Here is a 25,303-nt window from a genome sequence, read left to right as displayed (position 1 = left end):
CTATGTGATTTCTCGCATGGCCACTTGTGATGCTGATAATCTTTTTGACTATCAGTCCGTACTCACAAGCACCCACACGAATTGCTTGATTCAATTTGTTAAAGAGCGTTTGGTTAAGAGCTTTTCGCCTCAACCGAGGCGCGCATTCTACGCTTTCCTCAGAGCCTGTCAAGCGTTTATTTTGAAGTTTTTTGCGAGAAACTCGTTTAGCTTCAAACACTTGGCTCGCTGCGATCTCTCGTAGCGGGAGGCGAATCATACAGCACCAAGAAGCGCTGTCAACCACCATTTCAACCGCTTGCGATCATTTGATCGTAGCCCCTCCAGCACCACCTTAACTACTTAACTCATTGAATCTCAAGGAGTTTGTCGTTCCGATGTCGCTGGAAGTGGGCGCATTATAAGGGGATTCGAAACCCCGTCAACCTTTAATTTCAACAATATTTCAGACTGCCCTGCCTCGCGCACGGGCAACCCTGGGAAGACCACGCGCTACAGCCGGTATACGCAGCACCATCAGCACAGCACCAATAAGCGCGTAGATCGACCACTCCCTCAGATCCGAGCGCACAATCCACAGAAAATGCAGCAACCCCAACCCAAGCACCGCATACACCAACCTGTGCAGCTTCTTCCACCGCGCCCCCAACCGCCGCTGGCTATAGCGGTTCGAGGTAATCGCCAGCACCAGTAACCCAAGGAAGCCCAACGCGCCCACAATGATGTAGGGCCGCTTGCGCAGCTCCACCGCCAACTGCCCCCAATCCAGCCCCAGGATAAAGAACAGGTAGGCCAGGATGTGCAGCACTATATAAGCAAACACCCATAACCCCAGCTGCCGACGCACTACGATCCACCCCGACCACCCCGTCAGCTTCTGCAACGGGGTCATGCACAAGGTCACCAGCAGGAAGGTGAGCGCCCCAAGCCCAAGGCGGTCCATCATGATCTTCCCGGGATCAGGCCCCAGCAGGCTCATCGCTGCCTCATATAACCACCATGCCGGGAACAGGCACCCCACAACGAAGATGGCCAGGCGAAACCAGGGATAGCGCATCAATAGTTCTTCCGCAGATCGAGCCCGGTATACAGCGACGCAACCTCATCAGCGTAGCCATTGAACATTTGCGTCTCCCGCACATTGGGGCTGAACAACCCGCTGGGCAACCGTCGTTCGCGCGCCTGGCTCCAGCGCGGGTGATCGACAGTCGGATTCACATTGGCATAGAAACCATATTCATCCGGCGCCAACCCTTCCCAGGTAGTGCCAGGCTGCTCGGCCACCAGGCTGATACGCACGATCGACTTGATGCTCTTGAAACCATATTTCCATGGCACCACCAACCGCAGCGGCGCGCCGTTCTGGTTGGGCAACTCCCGTCCATACATGCCCACCGCCAGGATAGCCAATGGGTGCATTGCTTCATCCAGACGCAAACCTTCTCTATAGGGCCAGTCGATCAGGGCAAACCCTGAACGCTGCCCCGGCATGTGTTCGGGATCCTTCAAGGTCTCAAAGCGCACATAACGCGCCTTGGAAGTCGGCTCGACCTGCTTGAGCACCTGCGCGAGCGGAAACCCCAGCCAGGGAATGACCATCGACCACGCCTCTACGCAACGCAGACGGTAAATCCGCTCTTCAAGCTGGTAAGGTTTGACGAAGTCTTCCAGTGCATAGCGCCCGGGCTTGCCCACCTCACCATCCACCACAATCGACCACGGCTCGGTCTTAAGGCTGTCGCCATTGGCAGCCGGGTCACCCTTGTCGGGACCGAACTCGTAAAAGTTGTTGTAGTGGGTGGCGTCTTTGAATGGCGTGATCACCTCATTGTTCACCGTCACCGCCTGCCAGCGCGTGGCGGCAAGCTTGTCAGTGAACCAGGCCGGCCCGGTGCCGGCCTGCACATCGGCATAACGCGAAACTTCCGCAGCCCCCACCCCGCCCGGCAGCGCGCCCAGCGCCAAGCCGGCCAATGAGCCACCCAGCAGGGTACGACGGGAAAGATAGAGGCCTTCGGGGGTAATCTCCGACGCCTTGCACTCGGAAGACCTGGGAAGCTTGATGAGCATGGGCGGCTCCATAGCACTGAGTAACGGATGTACCCGTAAGACTATGGAGCCGGAAGGTTATTCCAGCGTTAAGCGATTTTCACGCTTTGCGCCGGCGCGCCTTCAGCAGGAACTGGATCGGCCCCGATGCCGCGTAGGCGAGGAAGATCAGCAGCAGGATGCGTGGCGGGTCGCTGAATACCACGGCAAATACCAGCACCACGGCCAGAATCGCCACGAACGGCACACGCCCTTTGAGGTCCAGCTCCTTGAAGCTGTTGTACTTGATATTACTGACCATCAGCATACCGGCAGCAGCCACCAGCAGCGCCACCAGGAAAGACAGCTTGGACCCCTGGATTCCGTAGTCGCTGAACGCCCATACGGTACCCGCCACCACACCCGCGGCAGCCGGGCTGGCCAAACCGATGAAGTAGCGTTTGTCGGCAGTACCGACCTGGGTGTTGAAGCGCGCCAGGCGCAACGCGGCACCGGCTACATAGATGAAGGCGACCATCCAGCCAACCTTGCCCATGTCACCGAGCGCCCAACCAAAGGCCAGCAAGGCCGGGGCCACACCGAAGGCGACCATGTCAGACAGCGAGTCATACTCGGCACCGAAGGCACTCTGAGTATTGGTCATGCGCGCAACACGGCCGTCCAGGCCATCGAGCACCATGGCCACGAAAATGGCGATGGCGGCAAAGGCGAAGTACTTGCTCGCCTCGCGTGGGTCACCGGCACTCAGGGCACTCTGTGCGCTCATCGAGCTGATGATGGAATAGAAGCCGGCAAACAGGTTGGCGGTGGTGAACAGGTTGGGCAACAGGTAGATGCCGCGGTGGCGCACCTTGCGGCCTTCGGCGTCATGCCCTTCTTCAACGTGCTCATCGACAGGTAGCAGGCTTTCGGCGTCGGAGGGCTTGTTCGGCTCTTCGGGACGTTCGCTCATGGAGGGTACCTTGCAACAGGATGGAAAATGTTCGACACGGGCCCGCGAAACAGGTTCTGACAGCAGGCCACTGGTCTGCTTTATACCAGAAGCGGGCTGCCAGAACGAAAAAACGCGGCCGAAGCCGCGTTTTTCATCTTTCGATAAGACTTAGTTCTTGGTCTTGTCGACGATTTTGTTAGCCGAGATCCAAGGCATCATCGAGCGCAGCTGCTCGCCGATGATTTCGATGCCGTGAGCGGCGTTGTTGCGACGCTTGGCGGTCATCGATGGGTAGTTGGTAGCACCTTCGGAGATGAACATCTTCGCGTACTCGCCGTCCTGGATGCGCTTCAGAGCGTTGCGCATGGCCTTGCGGGATTCTTCGTTGATGACTTCCGGGCCAGTGACGTACTCACCGTATTCGGCGTTGTTGGAGATCGAGTAGTTCATGTTGGCGATGCCGCCTTCGTACATGAGGTCTACGATCAGCTTCAGCTCGTGCAGGCACTCGAAGTAGGCCATTTCTGGCGCGTAGCCAGCTTCGACCAGGGTTTCGAAACCGGCTTTGACCAGTTCGACAGTACCGCCGCACAGAACAGCCTGCTCACCGAACAGGTCGGTTTCGGTCTCGTCCTTGAAGGTGGTTTCGATGATGCCGGTGCGGCCGCCGCCCACGCCCGAAGCGTAGGACAGTGCGACGTTCTTGGCGTTGCCCGAAGCGTCCTGGTAGATAGCGATCAGGTCAGGGATGCCGCCGCCTTTGACGAACTCGGAGCGAACGGTGTGGCCCGGGGCTTTCGGCGCGATCATGATCACGTCGAGGTCGGCACGCGGAACAACCTGGTTGTAGTGGATCGAGAAGCCGTGGGAGAAGGCCAGGGTAGCGCCCTTCTTGATGTTCGGCTCGATCTCGTTCTTGTACAGAGCGCCCTGGAACTCGTCTGGGGTCAGGATCATGACCAGGTCAGCCGCAGCGACAGCGGTAGCAACGTCAGCAACTTTCAGGCCGTGGGCTTCAGCCTTGGCAACGGTAGCCGAACCTTTACGCAGACCGACGGTAACGTCTACACCGGAGTCCTTCAGGTTGCACGCCTGAGCGTGGCCCTGGGAGCCATAACCGATGATGGCGACTTTCTTGCCCTGGATGATGGAAAGGTCGCAGTCTTTATCGTAGAAAACTTTCATGAAAATACCCCTGGTTATATCTCGGCCCCTGCGGAGCCATCGCTAATTTTTGAATTTAGATGCTGAGCACTTTGTCGCCACGGGCAATGCCGGTAACGCCGCTGCGCACGGTTTCGAGAATCGATGCAGTGCCGATCGCCTGGATGAAGCTGTCCAGTTTGTCGCTGGTACCGCTCAGTTGTACGGTGTACACGCTGGCGGTCACGTCGACGATCTGGCCACGGAAGATATCCGTGGTGCGCTTGATCTCGGCACGCTGGGCACCGGTGGCCTTGACCTTGACCAGCATCAGTTCGCGCTCGATGTGGGCGCTTTCCGACAGGTCGACAAGCTTGACCACTTCGACCAGCTTGTTCAGGTTCTTGGTGATCTGTTCGATCACTTCGTCATGGCCAACGGTGGTCAGCGTCAGACGCGACAGGGTCGGGTCTTCGGTCGGCGCCACGGTCAGGCTTTCAATGTTGTAGTTGCGCTGGGAGAACAGGCCGACCACACGGGACAACGCACCTGGTTCGTTTTCCAGCAGCAGGGAAATGATGTGCCGCATATCAGGTACGCTCCGTCTTGCTCAGCCACATGTCACGCATCGAGCCGTCCTTGATCTGCATCGGATAGACGTGCTCACTGCGGTCAACCGCGATGTCGATGAACACCAGGCGGTCCTTCATCGCAAACGCTTCTTCCAGCTTCGGCTTGAGGTCCTTCAGGCTGGTGATGCGGATGCCCACATGGCCATAGGCCTCGGCCAGCTTGATGAAGTCAGGCAACGACTCGACGTACGAGTGCGAGTGACGACCGTTGTAAGCCATGTCCTGCCACTGGCGGACCATGCCCAACACACCGTTGTTCAGGTTGACGATCTTCACCGGCAGGCCGTACTGCATGCAGGTGGACAGCTCCTGGATGTTCATCTGGATGCTGCCTTCGCCAGTCACGCAGGCCACGTCCTGGTCCGGGAAGTTGAGCTTGACGCCCATCGCCGCCGGGAAGCCGAAGCCCATGGTGCCCAGGCCGCCGGAGTTGATCCAACGGTTTGGCTTGTTGAAGCGGTAGTACTGCGCCGCGAACATCTGGTGCTGGCCCACGTCGGAGGTGACGAAGGCGTCGCCATGGGTCACTTCGCACAGGGTCTCGATGACTTTCTGCGGCTTGATGACATTACCGTCGCCCTTGTCATAGGGGAACATCTCACCATTGCCACGCCATTCGTCGATCTGCTTCCACCAGGCATCCAGCGCCGCCTTGTCGGGCTGCTCGCCGATTTCCTTGAGGATGCCGAGCATTTCGCTGAGCACGCTGTCGACCGGGCCGACGATTGGCACGTCGGCCTTGATCATCTTCGAAATCGACGCTGGGTCGATATCGACATGGATGATCTTGGCATTCGGGCAGAACTTGGCCGGGCCGTTTACCACGCGGTCGTCGAAACGAGCACCCACCGCGAAGATCACGTCGGCATTGTGCATGGCCATGTTGGCGGTGTAGCTACCGTGCATGCCGAGCATGCCGAGGAACTGGCGGTCAGTACCCGGGAAGCCACCCAACCCCATGAGGGTGTTGGTGACCGGCAGGTTCAGCGACTTGGCGATTTCGGTCAGGGCTTCAGAGCCACCACCGAGGATCACGCCGCCGCCGGAGTAGACGATCGGGCGCTTGGCAGCCAGGAGCATCTCGGCAGCCTTGCGGATCTGGCCGGAGTGGCCGCGGACCGCTGGGCTGTAGGAGCGCAGTTTGACCTTTTTCGGGTAGACGTATTCAAACTTCTCAGCCGGGTTGGTCATATCTTTTGGAATGTCGACCACGACTGGACCTGGGCGACCGGATTGCGCCAGGTAGAAAGCCTTTTTCAGAACTTCCGGGATCTCGGTCGGGTTCTTGATCATGAAGCTGTGCTTCACGATCGGCCGCGAGATACCGATCATGTCGGTTTCCTGGAAGGCATCGGTGCCCACCATGGTGCTAGGCACCTGGCCGGACAGGATGACCATCGGAATCGAGTCCATGTAGGCGGTGGCAATGCCGGTGATGGCATTGGTCGCGCCTGGGCCGGAGGTTACCAGCACCACACCGGCCTTGCCGGTGGCGCGGGCGTAGCCGTCCGCCATATGGGTTGCCGCCTGCTCGTGACGAACCAGGATGTGTTCCACTTCCGGTTCTTTGAACAGTGCGTCGTAAACATGCAGGAGAGCACCACCAGGGTACCCGTAGATGTGCTTAACGCCTTCGTCACGCAAGAAGCGGACGACCATCTCAGCGCCAGATAAAAGCTCCACGTTGTTCACCTCTAAAACGCCAGAATACCGTCCCTAGTGGACGGGTCTTAATAGGTTTACTGCCAAGCAGAGCATGAGCGAAAACGTCAGCACTGACTGAGCAAGTATTGGGAGCCCCCCAGAGTGTTGCGGGGATTTCCCACCCAGCGCGAGGTAACGCGTTGCGGGGTGTAACAGGTCGGCGCGGGTGTGCACCTCATGATCTGCTTAGCGGGTCTGCTTCTGGCAGTCCCTCTACAGCGGAAGTTGGATTCTTGTGATTCGGCGCCAACAAGTCAAGAAAAATTATTGCCAATTTTTCCCCAAGATGAATTCCTGCCACCACTAAAAATCGCTTCAGCAGCAGATTTAATAAGATTTCCAAAAAAAAGGGCCACAATCTGCGGCCCTTGACGAAAAAACTGAAGAAATCAGGCGGAAGGAGCGATCAATTGGTCAAAAGCTGCCAACAGACGGCGTAGCTCGCGACTTTGCTCCGGCCGGTCGGTAAACACGGTTTCGGCCATGACCAGGATGCTCGAGGCATTGGGCAGCGGGTGGCCCAACTCGATAATGATCTTCATGCGTGGCAGGAAGATCCATTGCAGCCACTGCTCGAAACTGAGGGTATCGACGGCGAACGGTACTGTGCTGGCCAGTGCCTCGTCGCTTGGTGGCTCGTCGTCCCACCAGCCTTGCACCTGCAGTTCACGCTCGATCAGCAGCAGGTGGTCGGCAATATCCAGAATGCGCTGCTCGATCATCACGAATTGACCCGCGCCTTTTGCCGGGCCAGCGCAGCGCCAGCGCTGTCACCCTGCTTTTCACGGGCCTGGGCGATGGTGTTCCATAGCTCCGCCTGCAGGCTTGGGCGGCCGTTGGCGTAAGTCAGGGCACGGCGCGCCAGTTGCTCGGCCTGCGCGGCATCACCTTGCGAAAGGCGCACCTGGGCCAGGCGGTACAACACTTGCGGCTCACGCGGCGCAATGCGCTGGGCACGCTCCAGGCTCGAGGCGGCACCGTTGAAGTCTCCACTGCCCTGCTGGGTCTTGGCGGTGGTCAGCAGTGCCAGCACCGGCCCGTCCAACTGCTCGTCGGCCGACAGGCCACCGGCAGCAGCGGTGCTACGCGGAATACCGGTTGGCGCGCTGGTGCTTTGCGGGGCGTTGTTCATCGCCGCGATGTCGAACGGCTCGTCGGCAATCGGGTTGGGGTTGGTGGTCATCGGCGCCGAACTGACAGGGCCAGTGCTGATCGGCCCCGGGGTGATCGGCGAGGTGCTGATCGGCGCTGCGCCATTGGCCGCCGGGAACGTCTGGATACCCGAAGCGCCTGCGCCCTGCGGAATCATCACGGTAACGCCGGAATCCTCCGCAAGCGTCTGCGCCTGGGCGGTGCCGGTGCTATAGCCGCCCGCCGAGCGGTTGGCCGTCACGCGTTCGCTGTTGGACACGCGGGTGCTCGAATCGACCACCGGAATATTGCCGCGCGGGACGCTGGAGCACCCCTGGAGCACAGCCAACGCCGTCACGGCAGGAAACAGCCACTTGTTCACGTCACACCTCATCAATGCAGCCTGTGCTTAATTCATCCAGCCCTTGACCCAGTCCATGACCGACTCGGCAGGATTCTCCTCGCCGCCACAGGTCGCGCCGGCGGGCGGTTCACTGCCGCGAATATACGGCATCTGCACTGCTCCCGGACAGCTGCCATCAGACCCACGGCCCGTGTAGGGGTCGATCCAGGCCTGCACCACGTTGTCCGGTTGCGGCATGTCCAGCGGCAGCGGGTCGGCTTTCTTCATGAAGCTGGTCCACACCTGCAGGGCACCGGTGGCACCGGTAAATGGCGTTTTGCCGTTATCGTCACGCCCCATCCACACCACGGCCAGCAGGTCTTGGCTGAAGCCGGAGAACCAGCTGTCACGCGAATCGTTACTGGTGCCGGTCTTGCCCGCCAGGGTCAGCGAACGTGGCAAGGTGTTGTACACCGAGCGCCCGGTACCTTCGCGCATTACCCGTTGCATGGCGTTCTGCACCAGGTAGATGGCACCCGGGTCGAAGGTTTGCTGGATCTGGAACGGGTAGCGCTTGAGCGGCTCGCCCTCAGCGGTAAGCACACTGCGGATGCCGCGCATCGGGGTGTTGAAGCCGCCGTTGGCGATGGTCTGGTACATGGTCGCGACCTGCATCGGCGACATGCCGCCGGCCCCCAGCAGCATGGCCGGGAACGCTGGCCAGTCGACATTCACCCCCAGCCGGCCAATGGTCTTGATCACATTGGGCACACCCACTTCCAGGCCGAGCTTGGCGGTAGACAAGTTGTACGAGTTGGCCAGCCCCTGGTACAGGTAGATGGTGCCATGCGGGCGACGGTCGTAGTTTTGTGGGCGCCAGACCTGGCCGTCGGCGCCCTTGACCGAGAATGGCTCGTCCTGCACCCAGCTGGTGAGGGTGTATTTGCTTGGCTGCTCCAGCGCTGTCAGGTACACGGACGGCTTGACCAGCGAGCCGATCGGCCGCACGGCGTCGATCGCCCGGTTGAAGCCGGCAAAACCTGCCTGACGGCTGCCGATGAGTGCCTGCACTTCACCCGTCTCAGGGTTGGTCACCACCATTGCCGACTCCACTTCGTCGGCACCCTTGCGGCCCGCCAGGCGCTTGAAGGTCTCGCTCATCGAGGTTTCGGCCTTCATCTGCAGGATCGGGTCGAAGCTGGTGAAAATGCGCAGGCCTTCTTCGGTCAAGTCTTCGTCGCGATAGTCCTGGCGCAGTTGACGCTTGACCAGGTCGAGGAAGGCCGGGAACGAGCTGTCGGCCAGGCTGCCGCGCTTGGTCACACCCAGCGGCATCTTCTTCGCTGCATCGACTTCCGCCTGGCTGGCCACGCCCTGCTCGGCCACCAGGTCGAGCACCAGGTTGCGCCGAGCCAGGGCGCGATCAGGGTAACGCCGCGGGTTGTAGTAGGACGGGCCTTTGACCATGCCCACCAGCAGGGCGATCTGGTGCAGTTTCAGCTCCGACAGTGGTTGGCTGAAGAAGAACTGACTGGCCAGGCCAAAGCCGTGCACGGCACGCTGACCGTCCTGGCCGACGAACACCTCGTTGAGATATGCCTCGAGGATTTCACGCTTGTCGTAGTGCAGTTCGAGCAGCATCGCCATCATCGCCTCGGTCAGCTTGCGGCTGAGGCTGCGCTCGCTGCTGAGGTAGAAGTTCTTCACCAACTGCTGGGTCAGGGTACTGCCGCCCTGGCGCATCGAGCCGGACGACGTGTTGACCCACATGGCCCGGGCGATGGACTTGGGCGACACACCGTAGTGGCTGTAGAAGTCGCGGTCCTCCGTCGCCACCAGGGTTTCGAGCAGGTATTTGGGGACCTGGTCGATCTTGATCAGGATGCGGTCTTCAAGGTTCTTCGGGTAGATGCCGCCGATCATCAGCGGCTCCAGGCGCACAACGTCGAGCGCCTTGCCATTGGCAGCAGAAAGGCCCGCCACGTAATCCCCTGAGAAACGCACGCGAACGAACTGCGCCGGCTCCATGCCCTCGTAGAACTGGAAGCCACGGGTATTGAGATCGACGGTATTGCCGTTGACCGCCGCCGCCCCTGGGCCGTTGGCCGCGCTTTCGCGTCGGTAGCCGAGTGCATCGAGCTCGGTGAGGAAGTCGTTCTTGCTCAGTTTCTGGCCGGTGAACAACTCCAGCGGCCGGGCATACACCTTGGCCGGGATGGTCCAGCGCTTGCCGGAGAACTTCTCCTGGACGACGGCATCGAGGTAAACCGCGAAGCCGGCAACGATCACCAGGCCTACCAGGCTGAGCTTCAAAGCCCAGCCCAGCCAGGCGCGGGAGCGGCCGGTCGGGCGTTTCTGAGGGGTGCGGGGATTTCGAGTTCGGGTCATGGCGGCGGATTATACGCACTTTATAAAGGCTGGGCAGACGGCCCAGCGGTAGGCAGGGACGGCACCATTGACCATAATGGCGCATTCGAATTCCCTTGCCCCGGAAGGATTTGCCGTGAGCCAAGCTCTTATCACTGCGTTGCAGAACCCAGCCCTGTACCCTCACCCCGTGGATGGGTTCCAGCTCATCGAGACGCATATCTCCTGGGTACTGCTCACCGGCGAGTACGCCTACAAGATCAAGAAACCGATGAACTTTGGCTTCCTTGACTTTACCGGCTTGGACCAGCGCCAGCATTTTTGCAACGAAGAGTTGCGCCTGAACCAGCGCCTGACCGAAGGCTTGTACCTGGAAGTGCTGCCGATCACCGGCAGTGTTGATGCACCGCAGATCGGTGGTAACGGCGAAGCTATCGAATACGCACTGAAGATGCGCCAGTTCCCCCAGGGGCAAATGCTCAGCACCCTGCAGGCCAATGGCGAGCTGAACGCCATGCACATCGACCAAATGGCCCGGCAGATCGCTGAATTCCACCTGCAGACGCCCAAGGTAGCTGCCGAACAGCCCTACGGCTCGCCTGAAAGCGTCATGGCCCCGGTCGAGCAGAACTTCGAGCAGATCCGCCCATTCCTGAGCGACAAGGCCGACCTGCTGCAACTGGACAACCTGCAAGCTTGGGCGCGGAGCAGTTTCGAGCGGCTGCAAGGCCTGTTCGCCTCGCGCAAGGCCAATGGCTTCACCCGCGAGTGCCATGGCGACATCCACCTGGGCAACGCCACCCTGATCAACGGCCAGGTGGTGATCTTCGACTGCATCGAGTTCAACGAACCGTTCCGCATGACCGATGTGTGGGCCGACACCGGCTTCCTCGCCATGGACTTGGAAGATCGCGGCCTCAAGTGCCTGGCACGACGCTTCATCAGCCAATACCTGGAGTTGACCGGCGATTATGAAGGCCTGGAAGTGCTGAACTTCTATAAAGCCTATCGCGCCCTGGTGCGGGCCAAGGTCGCACTGTTCAGCATGCCGGCCAATGCCGATGGCGTGCAACGGGCCACGACTTTGCGCACCTACCGCAACTACGCCAACCTGGCGGAAAGCTACAGCGCCATCCCTTCGCGGCTGCTGGCTATCACCCATGGCGTCTCGGCAGTGGGCAAGAGCCACGTGGCAATGCGCCTGGTCGAAGCCTTGGGCGCCATTCGCGTGCGCTCCGATGTCGAGCGCAAGCGCCTGTTCGGCGAACAGCCACAAGAGAACGCCGGTCAGCTGGCCTCCGGCATTTATGACCAGGGTGCCAGTGCCGCCACTTACCAACGCCTGCATCAAGTCGCAGCAACCATTCTGCGAGCCGGCTTCCCGGTGGTGTTGGATGCCACCTACCTCAAGCATGAACAGCGCCAGGCTGCGGCAGACGTCGCCAGCCAGACCGGCGTACCGTTCCTGATCCTCGACTGCCATGCACCAGAGGCGGTCATCGCCAGCTGGCTGGAGCAGCGTCAGGCCGAAAACAGCGACCCGTCGGATGCCACCCTGGACGTGGTCAAGGCCCAACAGGCCAGCCGTGAAGCACTGGATGCGCAGGAACTGGTGCAGAGCACCCGGGTCGACACCCAGGACGCTGGCAGCATGGACCAGGTGATCGAACAGGTTCGTCAGCGCTTGCCTGGCCTGTAAGTTCGCCGTTTTCCTTTACCGGCCACTTCGCGGGCAAGCCCGTGTAGCGGCCGGTACAGGTCCTCTCATCGCCCCCGATGGCAAAAGGCCGCGTAATTCTTAACCCCCGCTACACTCCTTTCTGACCTGCTCGCGATTTATCCCCATTCCCCGTTCAGCCATCGCAAGGAGGCTCGATGAACGATGAATTGCAGCACCTGAAGAACCTTGGCAAGACCTCTGCGCAGTGGCTGCATGCCGCCGGCATCCACAGCGCATCGGATCTGCGCCGCCTGGGTGCGGTGGGTGCATACCAGGCCGTGAAGACACGAGGGTTCCGCGCCTCCAAGGTGCTGTTGTACGCCATCGAAGGCGCCCTGCTGGACATGCACTGGAACGATTTGCCGCTCGAACGTAAGGAAGCGCTAAACCAACAACTGGACGCGAAAAGCCCTACGCAAAAAAATCCAAAATAATCCTGGCAAGGGGATTGACTGTTAAATGAGAATCGTTATGATTATCACAACTGGTCGCGAGACTGGTTGGATAAGCTAAGAGCCCCTGGTTCGGACTCTCAGATTATCTCCTCATCAGGCTAATCACGGTTATTGACCCGGCAATTTGCCGGGTCTTTTTTTGCCTGTGATTTCTACAGGGCTACCGCCGCAGCTGCGCGCAGTAATCCTGCTCCGGCATCGCTGCCGTGTACCACACATAATCGGCCTCGCCTGGTGCGACCTGCTCGCCCACCTCAGCCAGCAGCAAAACCTTGCTCTCCCCCGACGCCCCCAGGTCTGCCAGGTGCAAAGGTATGCCCAGGTCCTTGCGCACGTGATAGGCCCCGGCGAACAGCAGCGACGGCTGCGGCGCCGCCAGCAGGCGCTCGGCCATCCGGCGGTCGCGCTGCTGCTGCACGGCCAGCATCGCCGGCAGCTGGCTTTCCGGCAGCATGCCGCAATGCCCGGCGCGCACCTGCTCCAACAGGGCGGCCCTTACCGCCGGTGCATTGGACTTTTCGCCCTGCAGCGGAGCCGGCTGTCGATAGGCCTGGCGCATTTCGCCGGGTGAAATGTTGGCTGCCAGCAAAGGCACCCGCTGCTGCAAGGCTTCGCTGACAATTGGCCCGTACATCTGCCAATCCCAGCCCTCCTGCCAGGCCAGCGCCTTGGGCAGGTCTGCCGGCAAAGGCTGCCCCTGCACCTTGTCGACCAGCGGTTGCTGCTCGGGCTGCAGCATTTCCAGCAACAGGCTGCCTTGCGCACGCTGGCCCTGCAATGCACGCAGCAGCCAAAGCTGAAGCGCGTGATGGTCAGGGTTGTCATGTTTTTCGCCAACCAGCACACGGGGTGCGACAGCAAGGCGCTGCACCAGCTGCCGTGCGCTGATTACCTGGCCATCGGCAAGGTCGATGATGCGCCCCAACTCGGCATGCGTGCGCCCTTCACTGCTCTGCCAAGCGGGCATTGGCGGCAAGCTGGCCTGGCAGCCGCCCAATGACAACATCAGGCAAAACGAAAAACCGGACAGCAGCAGGTGACGCATCGGCAATGCCTCCTAGCGGGCAATGATCAGCGGATGCCCACGCTCCGGGTGCGCCTGCACCAGCACATCGAGACCGTAGACTGCTCTCAACGCCGTTGGCGTCAGCACTTCTTCAGGGGAGGCAAACGCATGGCAGCGCCCCTGCTCCAGCAACAGGATACGGTCACAGTAACGCGCCGCCAGGTTCAGGTCATGCAGGATCACCAGCACAGCAGCACCACTGTCGGCGAAGCGGCGCACGGCTTCCAGAGTTGTGTGCTGATGCAGCGGGTCGAGCATCGAGGTCGGCTCGTCGAGCAGCAATATGCTGCCCTCTTCCCCTGGCCACAGCTGCGCCAGTACGCGGGCCAGGTGCACCCGCTGCCGCTCGCCGCCAGACAACGCCAGGTAACTGCGCGCCACCAGGTGCCAGGCATCTGCCGCCTGCAAGGCTGCCTGGACAATTTCTGCATCACGCCGCTGCCCGGTGCCATGGGGCATACGCCCCATGGCCACCACTTCCTCGACCCGGAACGAGAAACCCAAGCTGGACACTTGCGGCAATACCGCCAGGCGCCTGGCTCGTTCCTGCCCAGCCCAATCGGCCAAAGGTCGCCCTTGCAGCGTCACCCGCCCATGGTCGGGCGCCAGCTCACCGCACAGCACACCCAGCAGGCTGCTCTTGCCGGCACCGTTGGGGCCAAGCACGCCCACTACTTGCCCTGGCTGCAGTTGCAGGTGAATGTCGTGCAGTACCTCATTGCTGCCCCTGCGCAGATACAGGCCCTCTACTTGCAACATCAGCTGCGCCCTCGTATCAGCAGGAACAGAAAGAAAGGCGCACCGATAAACGCCGTGACGATGCCAATCGGCAGCTCGGCAGGCGCCAGCAGCAGGCGCGCTGCCAGGTCGGCGAACAACATCAACACACCGCCGGCCAGCAGCGAGGCCGGCAACACCACGCGGTGATCGGGCCCGGCCAGCAGGCGTACCAGGTGTGGCACGACCAGGCCGATAAAACCGATCAGCCCCGCAGCAGCCACTGCCGCGCCCACGCCCAGCGCGGTGCAGAACACCAGCTCACGCTTGAGCCGCTCCACGTCAACGCCCAGGTGACGCGCCTCTGACTCACCCAACAGCAGGGCATTAAGCGCCTTGGCCCGCCGTGGCAACCACATCGCCACACCGGCCGCCACCAGCAACAATGGCCACAAGCGTTCGTAACTGGCGCCATTGAGGCTGCCCAGGTTCCAGAAGGTCAGTGTGCGCAGGGTGGCGTCGTCGGCCAGGTAAGAAAACAGCCCCACGGCCGCGCCCCCCAGCGCGGTCATGGCCACACCGGCCAATAACATCGTGGCGACGTTGGTCTGGCCATCACGACGGCCCAGACGGTAGACCAGCGCAGTTACTCCAAGCCCCCCGACAAAAGCGCAGAACGACAGCAGATAAGGCGCGAAAGCATCCGGCATGCCACCAAACCAGGCGCCGCCGACAATGGCGACCGCTGCCCCCATCGCTGCCCCGGCTGCAACCCCTACCAGCCCAGGGTCGGCCAACGGGTTGCGGAACAGCCCCTGCATGGCCACCCCGGACAGCGCCAGCACCGCACCCACCGCCAACCCCAGCAGGGTACGCGGCAGGCGGATCTGGCCAAGAATCATCTCGGCCTGCTGCAGGCCATCAGCAGCAATCGGCAGCCCCAACAGGCGCAGGCCGGCGCGCAGGGTGTCGAGCAGCGGCAGGCTGACAGGGCCCAGCGCAAGTGACAGCCAGACGGCCAACAGGCACAGCAGGCTCAGGCTAATGAACAATGTACGTGGCTGGACCCGCTGTTTCATTGCGCAAAGCTAGCCTGGGCTGCCGGGTAGAAAGTGGCTGCCAGCGACTGCAAGGTCGCTGGCAGGCGAGGCCCGAGCCCGCCGACCAGCAGCGTCGGGTCCAGTGACACCAGGCGTTTCTCCCGCACCGCCCGCGAAGCGGCCAGCGCGGGGTTTTCTTTCAACAGCGCCTGCAAGGCCTGCTCATCGGCCAGCGCCCGGTCGGAAAACACGATCACATCCGGGTCCAGCGCCGCCAGTGCTTCGTTGGAGAAGTTCTTGTAGCCCTGGTGCTCTGCAAGGTTGCGCCCGCCAGCCTGGCCCAACAGCCAGTCACCCGCCGTGCCCTGCCCGGCAATCAGCGGCTTGGCGCCGGCATGGCCGACCAGCAACACCACCCCAGGCGCCTGTTGCCCGGCCTGGGCCTGCTTGACCTTGGCGTGCAACGCATCAAGCTGCTGGCGGTAGTCCGTCGCCAGCGTCGCAGCCTGCTGCTCTGCGCCGAGCAACTGCCCCAGATGCTTGAGGTTTTCGTCCACCGCCGCCAGCTCGGCCTTGCTGGAGAACAACTCGACCCGCACGCCCGCCTTGCGGATTTGCGCCAGTACCGGTGGCGGCCCCATTTCCTCGGTGCCCACCAGCACATCCGGGCGCAGGCTGAGAATGCCTTCGGCCGACAACTGACGCTGGTAACCCACGCTAGGCAGCGATTTCAACGAAGCCGGGTGCTGGCTGGTCGTGTCCACTCCGACCAGGCGGGCTTCACCGCCCAGCGCGGCTATCCACTCGCTCAGGGCGCCACCCGCGCTGACCCAGCGTTGCGGCAGTTCGGCCGCCAAGGCCTGGGTAGAAAGCACAAGGCTTGCGCATAAGGCGAGCAAAGCGGCGGGACGGCGCATCATCGGGTTCCTTCTGAAGGCGGGCCGCGCGCCTTGTGGCGAGCGACGGAACTGCGCACCATAGACAGTCAGGCGCAGCGAGTGCGGGCAATTTGATAATTATTCGCATTGAAGCGTCAAGCCATCACGTGTTTCACGAGTCATCCTTGCCATGCATTTCCTTTGTAACTCCCACGGCCTGGCCGAAGGCCAAAGCCGCGCCTTCAGCGTAGACGGGCTCGAACTGTTCGGCGTGCGCCGCCAGGGCCAGGTTTACCTGTACCGCAACCGCTGTCCACACCGGGGCATCCCGCTGAACTGGGCAGAAGACGCGTTTCTGGACGACGGCGCCAGCCTCATCCACTGCGCCCATCATGGCGCGCTGTTCCTGATAGAAAGCGGAGAATGCGTGGCCGGCCCCTGTGAGGGTGATCAACTGCAGGCCCTGGGCTGCCTCGAAGACAGCCAGGGCATCTGGTTCAAGGGTTAAGCAGCACTGGCAAGCGGCGGTCGATGACGATGCCTTCGGCATCCAACCGGGTGCCGTAGGCCAGCACCTCCACCCCATCCGCCACTGCGGCACGCAGCGCCTGGGCATACGCCGCATCGATTTCCTCGGCCGGGCGCACGGCTTCTACATCGGTCAGGTTCACGCAATACAGCTGCACCGCCCGCACCCCCTGCCGCGCCAACTTCGCCAGCTCGCGCAAATGCTTGGCACCGCGCTGCGTCACCGCATCGGGAAAGGCTGCGACTGCAGTGTCGGGGTAGCCCAGGGTCACGCTCTTGACCTCGACATAAACCGGGGCCCCGTCGAACTCCAAACGAAAGTCGATGCGGCTGCCTTCCTCGCCATAGGCCACTTCACGCTTGAGCGCGGTAAAGCCGGCCAACTCGACGATGGTGCCGGCCCGCAGCGCCTCTTCGACCAGCGCATTGGCCCGCCCAGTATTCACACAGGCCAGCCGCCCTTGTGGGGTTTCGCTGATCTCCCAGGTGCCCGGCAGCTTGCGCTTGGGGTCGTTGGAGCGGCTGAACCACACCAGCCCGCCTTCACGCATGCAGTTGAGCATGGAACCGGTGTTCGGGCAGTGGATGGTCATCTGCTCGCCGCTGGTCAGTTCGATATCGGCCAGAAAGCGCTTGTAGCGGCGCAGCAGGCGGCCCTGTTCAAGAGGGGGAAAGAAACGCATCAGCCTTGCCAGCTCCGCAGGCCACGGGCAATACGCTGCACCGCCTCTTCCAGGCGCGGCAGGCTCTGGGTGTAGGCAAAGCGCACATGGTGCCCGGCCAGGTGGCGGCCGAAGTCCAGGCCCGGCGTGAAGGCCAGGTGCTCGGTCTCCAGGAAGTGTCGGCAAAAGGCGAACGCGTCACCGCCAAATGCGCTGATGTCGGCATACAGGTAGAACGCGCCCTGCGGCTCGACGGCAATGCGGAAGCCCAGTTCGCGCAGGGCGGGCAGCAAATAGTCGCGACGGCGGGCGAACTCGGCGCGGCGCTCTTCGAAAATGGCCAGGGTTTCGGGCTGGAAGCACGCCAACGCGGCATGCTGGGCCATGCTCGGTGCACTGATGTACAGGTTTTGTGCCAGCTTCTCCAGGTCAGCCACCGCGCCGGGTGGGGCCACCAGCCAGCCAAGGCGCCAACCGGTCATGCCGAAATACTTGGAAAAACTATTCAGGACGAACGCCGAGTCGTCCACTTCCAACACGCTAGGTGCGTCCATGCCATAGGTGAGGCCATGGTAGATCTCGTCCACCACCAGGTGACCATGCCGCTCGTGGGTGGTTTTGGCAAGGCTGGCCAGCGCCTCGCGCCCCAGCACCGTACCGGTCGGGTTAGCCGGTGAAGCGACCAGCGCACCGACCGAGTCCTTGTCCCAGTAACGCTCGACCAGGTCAGCGGTCAGCTGGTAATTCACCTCCGGGCCCACCGGCACCAGCTGCGCCCCACCCTCTACCAGGCGCAGGAAGTGGCGATTGCACGGGTAACCCGGGTCGGCCAGCAGCCAGTGCTTGCCCGGGTCGACCAACAGGCTGCTGGCCAGAAGCAGCGCGCCAGAGCCACCTGGGGTAATGAGAATGCGCTCCGGATCGATACTCAGGCCATAGCGCTGGCCATAAAAGCCGGCAATCGCTTCGCGCAGTGCCGGCAGGCCGCGTGCGGCGGTGTAACGGGTGTGCCCGGCGGCCAGTGCGGCCTGGCCGGCGGCGACGATGGGCGCGGCGGTGGTGAAGTCCGGCTCGCCAATTTCCAGGTGGATCACGTCGTGCCCGGCCGCCTGCAGCTCGTTGGCCCGGGCCAGCAGCGCCATGACGTGGAAGGGTTCGATGGCGCGGCTGCGCGCACTGTAGGGGTGGGCCATGACCTTCTCTCAATTGGGTCTAAACTGGAGATTCTACCTCTGCACACCACCGAACGTGTGGCTTGCGCCGCTGTCAATTGCCAGTAACAGGCGGGGTAGCGCACCCCCGATCTATCTGGTAAGTTCGGCGGCTCGCAGTCGCAGGGCCGGCGGGTGCCGGAGATGGAGCAGCCTGCGCATTGGATCAGATGAGTGAGAGGCGGTCTATTCATGTCCACCGTAGAAAAGCAAAAAGCCCAGACCATGTACGGTGTCGAGCCCTACGTAGAAACCAAGGGTGAAGAGTACATGGGCGAGCCCATGAAAAAGCACTTCACCAAGCTTCTTGGCGCGTGGAAGCAAGAGCTGATGACCAGTGTGGACCGCACTGTGGACCACATGAAGGACGAAGCAGCCAACTTCCCCGACCCGGCCGACCGCGCCAGCCAGGAAGAAGAATTCGCCCTGGAGCTGCGTAATCGCGATCGCGAACGCAAGCTGATCAAGAAAATCGACAAGACCCTCGACAAGATCAAGGCCGATGAATACGGCTGGTGCGAATCGTGCGGTATCGAAATCGGCCTGCGCCGTCTGGAAGCCCGTCCTACCGCAGACCTGTGCTTCGACTGCAAGGAAATCGCCGAGAAAAAGGAAAAAACGGTCGGCAAAGGCTGATCTTTCTTCCACCTGAACGGGGCGCTTGATGCGCCCCGTTTCATTTATGTGCCCAGCCTGACCATGACCAACTCCAGCTACATCGGGCGCTTCGCCCCCACCCCCAGCGGCTTCCTGCATTTTGGCTCGCTGGTCGCCGCCCTCGCCTCCTGGCTCGATGCCCGCGCCGTCAATGGCCGCTGGCTGCTGCGCATGGAAGACACCGACCCACCCCGGGAAATGCCTGGCGCCCGTGATGCCATCCTGCAGACCCTGGAGCGTTATGGCCTGGAGTGGGATGGCGAAGTGGTGTTCCAGAGCCAGCGACACGATGCCTATGCCGCCGTGGTAGACCGCCTGTTCAACATGGGCCTGGCCTATGCCTGCACCTGCTCGCGCAAGCAGCTTGAAGGCTACAACGGCATCTACCCCGGCTTGTGCCGCAATGCCGGGCATGCCCGTGAAGGCGCGGCAATCCGCTTACGGGTGCCAGAACTGATCTACCGCTTCACCGATCGGGTGCAGGGTGAGTACCAGCAGCACCTGGGCCGTGAGGTGGGCGATTTCGTCATCCAGCGCCGTGACGGGCTGTATGCGTACCAACTGGCGGTGGTGCTGGACGATGCCTGGCAGGGTGTTACCGACATCGTGCGCGGCGCCGACCTGCTCGACAACACCCCGCGCCAGCTGTACCTGCAAGAGCTGCTGGGCTTCTCGCAGCCGCGTTACCTGCACATTCCGCTGATCGTGCAGCCTGACGGGCACAAGCTGGGCAAGTCCTACCGTTCGCCTCCGCTGCAGGTGGAGCATGCAACGCCGTTGTTGCTGCGAGCCTTGCGGGCACTGGGGCAGGACACCGACCCGGAGCTGCTGGTGGCAACGCCGGCTGAGGTACTGGCGGTAGCCCGTAAACAGTGGCGGCCAGAGGCGATTGCGCAGAAGACTACGGTGCCAGAGGCTGATTTGCGCTGAGGTTCTACCAGCCCCTTCGCGGGCACGGGCAAACCATCTCTCGAAAACAAAAGCCCAATGAATTCAAAATCTTGGCGAACACTGTGGATTCCCGCTAGCATCCCCCCCGCCATTTGCGCCAATAATAAGTCCAAGCCCGCAGCGCCCAACCATCGAGGCCAGCATGTACATCTATCGTTTGGTCCTGCTTCTGGTCGTGGGGATCTACCTGTTCTCCCCGGCCATCATGGACTGGTGGATCGAGCCGACCGGAGCCTGGTACCGCCCCTACCTGCTCTGGCTGATCCTGATCGTCGTCACCTTCATCCTGCAGAGCCAACGAGATGCCGATGAGCTTTAGCCTGACCCAGATGATCCTGATCAGCGCCGGGTACCTCATGGTGCTGTTCGGCGTGGCCTGGATCAGCGAGCGCGGGTTGATCCCGCGCTCGATCATTCGCCACCCGCTTACCTACACCCTGTCGCTGGGCGTGTACGCCAGTGCCTGGGCCTTTTATGGCTCGGTGGGCCTGGCCTACCAGTATGGCTACGGCTTCCTCGCCTGTTACCTGGGGGTGTCCGGCGCCTTCCTGCTGGCACCGGTGCTGCTCTACCCGATCCTCAAGATCACCCGCACCTACCAGCTGTCATCGCTGGCCGACCTGCTGGCGTTCCGCTTCCGCAGCACCTGGGCCGGGGCATTGACCACCATCATCATGCTCATCGGTGTGCTGCCGTTGCTGGCTCTGCAGATCCAGGCGGTGGCCGATTCGATCAGCATCCTTACCGGTGAGCCGGTCAAGGCCCGGGTAGCGTTTGCCTTCTGTACGCTGATCATCCTGTTCACCATTTTCTTCGGCTCGCGGCACATTGCCACGCGTGAGAAACATGAAGGGCTGGTTTTCGCCATCGCCTTCGAGTCGGTGATCAAGCTGCTGGCCCTGGGCGGTATCGGCCTGTACGCCTTGTATGGCGTATTCGGCGGCCCGCATGAGCTGGAAGTCTGGCTGCTACAGAACCAGACCGCCCTTGCCGCCCTGCACACCCCGCTGCAGGAAGGCCCATGGCGCACCCTGCTGCTGGTGTTCTTCGCCTCGGCCATCGTCATGCCGCACATGTACCACATGGCCTTCACCGAAAACCTCAACCCGCGCTCGCTGGTCAGCGCCAGCTGGGGACTGCCGCTGTTCCTGCTGCTGATGAGCCTGGCCGTACCGCTGGTGCTGTGGGCCGGCCTGCGCCTGGGCGCCAGCACCAACCCCGAGTACTTCACCCTGGGCCTGGGGATTGCCGCCAACAACCAGGCATTGGCACTGCTGGCCTACATTGGCGGCCTGTCGGCGGCCAGCGGCCTGATCATCGTCACCACCCTGGCGCTGTCGGGCATGGCCCTGAACCACCTGGTGCTGCCGCTGTACCAACCCCCGGCCGAGGGCAACATCTACCGCTGGCTGAAGTGGACCCGACGGGCACTGATCGTCGCCATCATCACCGCCGGCTTCATGTTCTACCTGACCCAGAACAACCACCAGAGCCTGGCCAACCTGGGCATCGTCGCCTTCGTCGCCACCTTGCAGTTTTTGCCTGGCGTGCTGTCGGTACTGTACTGGCCGACCGCCAACCGCCGCGGCTTCATCGCCGGGCTGCTGGCCGGCACCTTGGTGTGGATGGTGACCATGCTGCTGCCGCTGCTGGGCAACCTGCAGGGTTTCTACATTCCGTTGCTGGACATGATCTATGTGCTGGACGACACCAGCTGGCACATGGCGGCAATCGCCTCGCTGGCGGCAAACGTGCTGTTGTTCACCCTGATCTCGCTGTTCACCAACGCCAGCAACGAAGAGGTCAGTGCGGCCGAAGCCTGCGCGGTGGACAACGTGCGCCGCCCGCAACGCCGCGAGCTGCACGCCGCCTCACCGCAGGAGTTCGCCACTCAGCTGGCCAAACCGCTGGGGGCCAAGGCCGCACAAAAGGAAGTGGAGCAAGCCCTGCGCGACCTCTACCTGCCGTTCGACGAGCGCCGCCCCTATGCCCTGCGCCGCCTGCGCGACCGCATCGAGGCCAACCTGTCCGGCCTGATGGGGCCGAGCGTGGCCCAGGACATGGTCGAGACGTTCCTGCCGTACAAGTCCGGTAACGAAAACTACGTGACCGAAGACATCCACTTCATCGAAAGCCGCCTGGAAGACTACCACTCGCGTCTGACCGGCCTGGCCGCCGAGCTCGATGCCCTGCGCCGCTACCACCGCCAAACCCTGCAGGAGCTGCCCATGGGCGTCTGCTCGCTGGCCAAGGACCAGGAAATCCTGATGTGGAACAAGGCCATGGAAGAGCTTACCGGCATTGCCGCCAAGCATGTGGTCGGTTCGCGCCTGGTCACCATAGACGAGCCTTGGCGCGGCCTGCTGCAAGGGTTCATCGACGTGCCCGACGAGCACCTGCACAAGCAGCGCCTGGCGCTGGACGGCCAGCCGCGCTGGCTGAACCTGCACAAGGCGGCCATCGACGAGCCGTTGGCCCCCGGTAACAGTGGCCTGGTGCTGCTGGTGGAAGACCTGACCGAGACCCAGGCACTGGAAGACAAGCTGGTGCACTCCGAGCGCCTGGCCAGTATCGGCCGCCTGGCCGCCGGCGTGGCCCACGAAATCGGCAACCCGATCACTGGCATCGCTTGCCTCGCGCAGAACCTGCGTGAAGAACGCGAAGGCGATGGCGAAATCATCGAGCTGTCCAGCCAGATCCTCGACCAGACCAAGCGCGTGTCGCGCATCGTCCAGTCGTTGATGAGCTTCGCCCATGCCGGTGGCAGCCACCAGAACAGCGAGGAACCCGTGTGCCTGGCCGAAGTGGCACAGGATGCCATCGGTCTGCTGGCGTTGAACCGGCGCAATTTCGAAGTACAGTTCTTCAACCTCTGCGACCCAGACCACTGGGCCGAAGGGGACCCGCAGCGCCTGGCCCAGGTGCTGATCAACCTGCTCTCCAACGCCCGCGACGCCTCGCCCGCCGGCAGTGCCGTGCGCGTGCGTAGCGAGACCAGTGAGCACACCGTCGACCTGATCGTCGAAGACGAGGGCAGCGGGATTCCGAAGAACATCCAGGACCGCCTGTTCGAACCCTTCTTCACCACCAAGGACCCGGGCGAAGGAACCGGACTGGGGCTCGCTCTGGTCTATTCCATCGTGGAAGAGCATTATGGGCAAATCACCATCGACAGCCCGGCCGATATCGAACGGCAACGTGGCACCCGGATCCGCGTGACCCTGCCCCGGCATGTCGTAGCGACGTCCCCTGAAATTCGAGACCGTCGAGAGAATTGAATCAATGCCGCACATTCTGATCGTCGAAGACGAAACCATCATCCGCTCGGCCCTGCGTCGCCTGCTTGAGCGGAACCAGTACCAGGTCAGCGAAGCCGGCTCGGTGCAGGAAGCCCAGGAACGCTTCAGCATTGCCACCTTCGACCTCATCGTCAGTGACCTGCGCTTGCCAGGCGCTCCCGGCACCGAGCTGATCAAGCTCGGCCAGGGCACCCCGGTGCTGATCATGACCAGTTACGCCAGCCTGCGCTCGGCGGTGGACTCGATGAAAATGGGCGCGGTGGACTACATCGCCAAGCCCTTCGACCATGACGAGATGCTGCAAGCGGTGGCGCGCATCCTGCGTGACCGGCAAAACGCCCCGGCCGCCGCACCCGCTGCCGAGCCACGCGCCAGCAATGGCAAGGCTGCCCCAGCCGATAAAAACAGCGCGGCAGCGGCCAATGGCGAAATCGGCATCATCGGCTCGTGCCCGCCCATGCAGGACATGTACAGCAAGATCCGCAAGGTCGCACCCACCGACTCCAATGTGCTTATCCAGGGTGAGTCGGGCACGGGTAAAGAGCTGGTGGCCCGCGCCCTGCACAACCTGTCGCGCCGGGCCAAGGCGCCGATGATTTCAGTGAACTGCGCGGCCATCCCCGAGACACTGATCGAGTCCGAACTGTTCGGCCACGAAAAAGGCGCGTTCACCGGTGCCAGCGCCGGGCGCGCCGGCCTGGTGGAAGCCGCCGATGGCGGTACGCTGTTCCTCGATGAAATCGGCGAGCTGCCGCTGGAAGCCCAGGCTCGCCTGTTGCGCGTGCTGCAGGAAGGAGAGATTCGCCGGGTGGGTTCGGTACAGTCGCAAAAGGTGGATGTGCGCCTGATCGCCGCGACCCACCGCGACCTGAAGAACCTGGCCAAGGCCGGCCAGTTCCGTGAAGACCTCTATTACCGCCTGCACGTGATCGCCCTGAAGCTGCCGGCCCTGCGCGAGCGCGGCAGCGACGTCAACGAGATCGCCAGCGCCTTCCTCGCTCGCCAGAGTGCGCGCATCGGCCGCGACGACCTGCACTTCTCGGCCGAAGCCGAGCAGGCCATTCGACACTACAGCTGGCCGGGTAACGTGCGCGAGCTGGAAAACGCCGTGGAGCGCGCGGTGATTCTCAGCGAGAGCGCAGAGATTTCCGCCGACCTGCTGGGTATCGACATCGAGCTGAGCGACCTGGAAGAAGACGACATCCTCGACAACGCCCTGGTGGTGGCCAGTGCGGCCAGTGCCAGCCACGAGCCGACCGAGGACCTGTCGCTGGAAGACTACTTCCAGCACTTCGTGCTCGAACACCAGGACCACATGACCGAGACCGAACTGGCACGCAAGCTGGGCGTCAGCCGCAAGTGCCTGTGGGAACGCCGTCAGCGCCTGGGCATCCCGCGGCGCAAAAGCAACGCTACCAGCGAATAACCAGCCTGCGCACGGTACGCCGCAGCAATTGCGGCGCCTATGCGATCGAGCGCCGCGCGGGCGGCGCTCGATCGCATAGGCCCTGAACGGGCCATGGCGAGCACACCTGGCTTCAAAGCCCCCCGGTAACACATCAGTTCCCGCAAAAATCTGTTACCCAACCTTTCCGCCGTAACAGTTCCCGAGGCGTACGGTAACGAAATTTCGACATTTTCGGCGTCACAAAAATCACCAGAACACCTCAACCCCTTGATTTTGCTAGGTTTCAAAAAGTTGGCACGGCACCTGCTATATGCTTAGTACAAAAACAATAACAAGCACTGCAACCTACAATAAGAACAAGACGAAACGGCTCACGCACAATAAAAACAAGACGGCGGAGGCGCAGCT

At 62.1% G+C, this 25,303-nt stretch carries 24 protein-coding genes; 8 read left to right on the top strand and 16 right to left on the bottom strand.

The genetic code is table 11. The features are described from left to right. The 10 genes from DM807_RS27575 to mrcB all read right to left on the bottom strand — a co-directional run. The coding region (locus tag DM807_RS27575) for a hypothetical protein (RefSeq protein ID WP_218647962.1) at positions 1-259 on the bottom strand (259 nt) is incomplete at its 3' end. Between the two features lie 186 nt (positions 260-445). Continuing rightward, positions 446-1,057, bottom strand: coding sequence for a protein-methionine-sulfoxide reductase heme-binding subunit MsrQ (gene msrQ, locus DM807_RS10770; RefSeq protein ID WP_012274209.1), 612 nt, complete (start codon positions 1,055-1,057; stop codon positions 446-448). After that, complete coding sequence (msrP, locus tag DM807_RS10765) at positions 1,057-2,070, bottom strand: protein-methionine-sulfoxide reductase catalytic subunit MsrP (RefSeq protein WP_012274210.1); 1,014 nt, start codon at positions 2,068-2,070, stop codon at positions 1,057-1,059. Before msrP ends, msrQ begins: the two co-directional genes overlap by 1 nt. 79 nt (positions 2,071-2,149) lie before the next feature. Then, positions 2,150-3,001: a CDP-diacylglycerol--serine O-phosphatidyltransferase gene (pssA, locus tag DM807_RS10760; protein WP_003250045.1), complete on the bottom strand. Its 852-nt coding sequence runs from the start codon at positions 2,999-3,001 to the stop codon at positions 2,150-2,152. A gap of 150 nt (positions 3,002-3,151) precedes the next feature. Then, the gene (gene ilvC, locus DM807_RS10755; RefSeq protein WP_003250043.1) at positions 3,152-4,168 is read right to left on the bottom strand and encodes a ketol-acid reductoisomerase; all 1,017 of its coding nucleotides are present in this window, start codon (positions 4,166-4,168) and stop codon (positions 3,152-3,154) included. A gap of 55 nt (positions 4,169-4,223) precedes the next feature. After that, a complete protein-coding gene (gene ilvN, locus DM807_RS10750; protein ID WP_003250040.1) occupies positions 4,224-4,715 on the bottom strand; it encodes an acetolactate synthase small subunit in 492 nt (163 codons plus the stop codon). Position 4,716: 1 nt separating this feature from the next. Continuing rightward, a complete protein-coding gene (locus DM807_RS10745) occupies positions 4,717-6,441 on the bottom strand; it encodes an acetolactate synthase 3 large subunit (protein WP_012274211.1) in 1,725 nt (574 codons plus the stop codon). Between the two features lie 410 nt (positions 6,442-6,851). Next, complete coding sequence (locus DM807_RS10740; RefSeq protein ID WP_019099850.1) at positions 6,852-7,184, bottom strand: YqcC family protein; 333 nt, start codon at positions 7,182-7,184, stop codon at positions 6,852-6,854. Then, a complete protein-coding gene (locus DM807_RS10735; protein WP_012274213.1) occupies positions 7,184-7,987 on the bottom strand; it encodes a tetratricopeptide repeat protein in 804 nt (267 codons plus the stop codon). Before DM807_RS10735 ends, DM807_RS10740 begins: the two co-directional genes overlap by 1 nt. Before the next feature lie 15 nt (positions 7,988-8,002). Continuing rightward, a complete protein-coding gene (gene mrcB / locus DM807_RS10730; RefSeq protein ID WP_012274214.1) occupies positions 8,003-10,324 on the bottom strand; it encodes a penicillin-binding protein 1B in 2,322 nt (773 codons plus the stop codon). A 115-nt stretch (positions 10,325-10,439) separates the two neighbouring features. Here mrcB and DM807_RS10725 point away from each other — a divergent pair, with 115 nt between their 5' ends. Together DM807_RS10725 and DM807_RS10720 are read left to right on the top strand one after the other, a co-directional pair. Continuing rightward, on the top strand, positions 10,440-12,002 hold the full coding sequence (locus DM807_RS10725; protein ID WP_012274215.1) for a bifunctional aminoglycoside phosphotransferase/ATP-binding protein: 1,563 nt from the start codon (positions 10,440-10,442) through the stop codon (positions 12,000-12,002). A gap of 176 nt (positions 12,003-12,178) precedes the next feature. Next, entirely contained in the window at positions 12,179-12,457 is a 279-nt protein-coding gene (locus DM807_RS10720) for a TfoX/Sxy family protein (protein ID WP_012274216.1), read from the top strand. A 181-nt stretch (positions 12,458-12,638) separates the two neighbouring features. Here DM807_RS10720 and DM807_RS10715 read toward each other — a convergent pair whose 3' ends face one another. Genes DM807_RS10715 through DM807_RS10700 form a run of 4 tightly spaced genes read right to left on the bottom strand, consistent with a single transcriptional unit; the run spans position 12,639 to position 16,221 of the window. After that, complete coding sequence (locus DM807_RS10715) at positions 12,639-13,523, bottom strand: ChaN family lipoprotein (RefSeq protein ID WP_012274217.1); 885 nt, start codon at positions 13,521-13,523, stop codon at positions 12,639-12,641. 12 nt (positions 13,524-13,535) lie between these two features. Further along, on the bottom strand, positions 13,536-14,303 hold the full coding sequence (locus tag DM807_RS10710) for a heme ABC transporter ATP-binding protein (protein ID WP_012274218.1): 768 nt from the start codon (positions 14,301-14,303) through the stop codon (positions 13,536-13,538). Next, positions 14,303-15,286, bottom strand: a complete 984-nt coding sequence (locus tag DM807_RS10705) for a FecCD family ABC transporter permease (RefSeq protein ID WP_171577278.1) — start codon at positions 15,284-15,286, stop codon at positions 14,303-14,305. The genes DM807_RS10710 and DM807_RS10705 overlap by 1 nt, the downstream gene beginning before the upstream one ends. Positions 15,287-15,336: 50 nt before the next feature. Further along, on the bottom strand, positions 15,337-16,221 hold the full coding sequence (locus DM807_RS10700; RefSeq protein WP_060493843.1) for a heme/hemin ABC transporter substrate-binding protein: 885 nt from the start codon (positions 16,219-16,221) through the stop codon (positions 15,337-15,339). A 148-nt stretch (positions 16,222-16,369) separates the two neighbouring features. Between DM807_RS10700 and DM807_RS10695 the strand changes: the two genes are divergently transcribed. Continuing rightward, complete coding sequence (locus DM807_RS10695; protein WP_012274221.1) at positions 16,370-16,687, top strand: Rieske (2Fe-2S) protein; 318 nt, start codon at positions 16,370-16,372, stop codon at positions 16,685-16,687. Here DM807_RS10695 and sfsA read toward each other — a convergent pair. Then, on the bottom strand, positions 16,677-17,390 hold the full coding sequence (gene sfsA / locus DM807_RS10690; protein WP_179027365.1) for a DNA/RNA nuclease SfsA: 714 nt from the start codon (positions 17,388-17,390) through the stop codon (positions 16,677-16,679). The two genes, DM807_RS10695 and sfsA, sit on opposite strands and share 11 nt — an antisense overlap. Next, positions 17,390-18,562, bottom strand: a complete 1,173-nt coding sequence (locus tag DM807_RS10685) for a pyridoxal phosphate-dependent aminotransferase (protein ID WP_060493844.1) — start codon at positions 18,560-18,562, stop codon at positions 17,390-17,392. Before DM807_RS10685 ends, sfsA begins: the two co-directional genes overlap by 1 nt. Positions 18,563-18,772: 210 nt before the next feature. Here DM807_RS10685 and dksA point away from each other — a divergent pair, with 210 nt between their 5' ends. The 5 genes from dksA to DM807_RS10660 all read left to right on the top strand — a co-directional run bounded on the left by dksA (position 18,773) and on the right by DM807_RS10660 (position 24,913). Further along, positions 18,773-19,216 (top strand): RNA polymerase-binding protein DksA, encoded by a 444-nt coding sequence (gene dksA / locus DM807_RS10680; RefSeq protein ID WP_012274224.1) that lies wholly within the window; start codon positions 18,773-18,775, stop codon positions 19,214-19,216. A 63-nt stretch (positions 19,217-19,279) separates the two neighbouring features. After that, a complete protein-coding gene (gene gluQRS, locus DM807_RS10675) occupies positions 19,280-20,167 on the top strand; it encodes a tRNA glutamyl-Q(34) synthetase GluQRS (protein ID WP_060493845.1) in 888 nt (295 codons plus the stop codon). A gap of 163 nt (positions 20,168-20,330) precedes the next feature. Next, positions 20,331-20,507 carry a hypothetical protein gene (locus DM807_RS10670; RefSeq protein ID WP_003250005.1) on the top strand — a complete coding sequence of 59 codons (177 nt, stop codon included), beginning with the start codon at positions 20,331-20,333 and terminating at the stop codon, positions 20,505-20,507. Beyond that, positions 20,491-23,466, top strand: a complete 2,976-nt coding sequence (locus DM807_RS10665) for a sensor histidine kinase (RefSeq protein ID WP_177335378.1) — start codon at positions 20,491-20,493, stop codon at positions 23,464-23,466. The genes DM807_RS10670 and DM807_RS10665 overlap by 17 nt, the downstream gene beginning before the upstream one ends. 4 nt (positions 23,467-23,470) lie before the next feature. Next, positions 23,471-24,913 carry a sigma-54-dependent transcriptional regulator gene (locus DM807_RS10660; protein ID WP_179027364.1) on the top strand — a complete coding sequence of 481 codons (1,443 nt, stop codon included), beginning with the start codon at positions 23,471-23,473 and terminating at the stop codon, positions 24,911-24,913. The last annotated feature ends 390 nt before the right edge of the window (positions 24,914-25,303 follow it).

The organism is Pseudomonas hunanensis (assembly GCF_013393325.1).
Lineage (GTDB): Bacteria > Pseudomonadota > Gammaproteobacteria > Pseudomonadales > Pseudomonadaceae > Aquipseudomonas > Aquipseudomonas putida_P.
Note: the sequence above shows the minus strand (reverse complement) of the source record. Positions and strands in the feature narration are given on the sequence as shown.

Coding starts and splice junctions, on each gene's coding strand:
- msrQ (WP_012274209.1), bottom strand. CDS start 1,057: ATGCGCTATCCCTGGTTTCGCCTGGCCATCTTCGTTGTGGGGTGCCTG.
- msrP (WP_012274210.1), bottom strand. CDS start 2,070: ATGCTCATCAAGCTTCCCAGGTCTTCCGAGTGCAAGGCGTCGGAGATT.
- pssA (WP_003250045.1), bottom strand. CDS start 3,001: ATGAGCGAACGTCCCGAAGAGCCGAACAAGCCCTCCGACGCCGAAAGC.
- ilvC (WP_003250043.1), bottom strand. CDS start 4,168: ATGAAAGTTTTCTACGATAAAGACTGCGACCTTTCCATCATCCAGGGC.
- ilvN (WP_003250040.1), bottom strand. CDS start 4,715: ATGCGGCACATCATTTCCCTGCTGCTGGAAAACGAACCAGGTGCGTTG.
- DM807_RS10740 (WP_019099850.1), bottom strand. CDS start 7,184: ATGATCGAGCAGCGCATTCTGGATATTGCCGACCACCTGCTGCTGATC.
- DM807_RS10735 (WP_012274213.1), bottom strand. CDS start 7,987: ATGAGGTGTGACGTGAACAAGTGGCTGTTTCCTGCCGTGACGGCGTTG.
- mrcB (WP_012274214.1), bottom strand. CDS start 10,324: ATGACCCGAACTCGAAATCCCCGCACCCCTCAGAAACGCCCGACCGGC.
- DM807_RS10720 (WP_012274216.1), top strand. CDS start 12,179: ATGAACGATGAATTGCAGCACCTGAAGAACCTTGGCAAGACCTCTGCG.
- DM807_RS10715 (WP_012274217.1), bottom strand. CDS start 13,523: ATGCGTCACCTGCTGCTGTCCGGTTTTTCGTTTTGCCTGATGTTGTCA.
- DM807_RS10710 (WP_012274218.1), bottom strand. CDS start 14,303: ATGTTGCAAGTAGAGGGCCTGTATCTGCGCAGGGGCAGCAATGAGGTA.
- DM807_RS10700 (WP_060493843.1), bottom strand. CDS start 16,221: ATGATGCGCCGTCCCGCCGCTTTGCTCGCCTTATGCGCAAGCCTTGTG.
- DM807_RS10695 (WP_012274221.1), top strand. CDS start 16,370: ATGCATTTCCTTTGTAACTCCCACGGCCTGGCCGAAGGCCAAAGCCGC.
- sfsA (WP_179027365.1), bottom strand. CDS start 17,390: ATGCGTTTCTTTCCCCCTCTTGAACAGGGCCGCCTGCTGCGCCGCTAC.
- DM807_RS10685 (WP_060493844.1), bottom strand. CDS start 18,562: ATGGCCCACCCCTACAGTGCGCGCAGCCGCGCCATCGAACCCTTCCAC.
- dksA (WP_012274224.1), top strand. CDS start 18,773: ATGTCCACCGTAGAAAAGCAAAAAGCCCAGACCATGTACGGTGTCGAG.
- gluQRS (WP_060493845.1), top strand. CDS start 19,280: ATGACCAACTCCAGCTACATCGGGCGCTTCGCCCCCACCCCCAGCGGC.
- DM807_RS10670 (WP_003250005.1), top strand. CDS start 20,331: ATGTACATCTATCGTTTGGTCCTGCTTCTGGTCGTGGGGATCTACCTG.
- DM807_RS10665 (WP_177335378.1), top strand. CDS start 20,491: ATGCCGATGAGCTTTAGCCTGACCCAGATGATCCTGATCAGCGCCGGG.
- DM807_RS10660 (WP_179027364.1), top strand. CDS start 23,471: ATGCCGCACATTCTGATCGTCGAAGACGAAACCATCATCCGCTCGGCC.